1 protein-coding gene is annotated in these 247 nt (G+C 64.8%); it reads right to left on the reverse strand.

The annotated features are described in order from the left end of the window. The coding region (locus tag SB771_RS36265; protein WP_410722192.1) for an MFS transporter at positions 1-247 on the reverse strand (247 nt) is incomplete at both ends.

Consider the following 247-nt stretch of genomic DNA (forward strand, 5'->3'; position numbering starts at 1 on the left):
GCATGGTCGGGCGCACTGTCCGCTGCAAGTGAGATCGAGGCCGGGACGACCAGACCGAGGCAGACCGCCGTGAAGAACCGGATGACGGATAGCATCAGGATGCCGGACGAAACCACCGTGAGCAGCGAAAACGCAGCGAAGGCCAGCGTTGCTAGCGCGATCTCGGATCGACGGGACATCCGCTTCGCGATGGCTCCGCTGAGCAGATAACCCAGCACGGCGCCCACGCTGGTCGCGATGAACGCGG

The sequence above is a fragment of the Burkholderia sp. SIMBA_051 genome, from assembly GCF_046534915.1.
Classification (GTDB): Bacteria; Pseudomonadota; Gammaproteobacteria; order Burkholderiales; family Burkholderiaceae; genus Burkholderia; species Burkholderia ambifaria.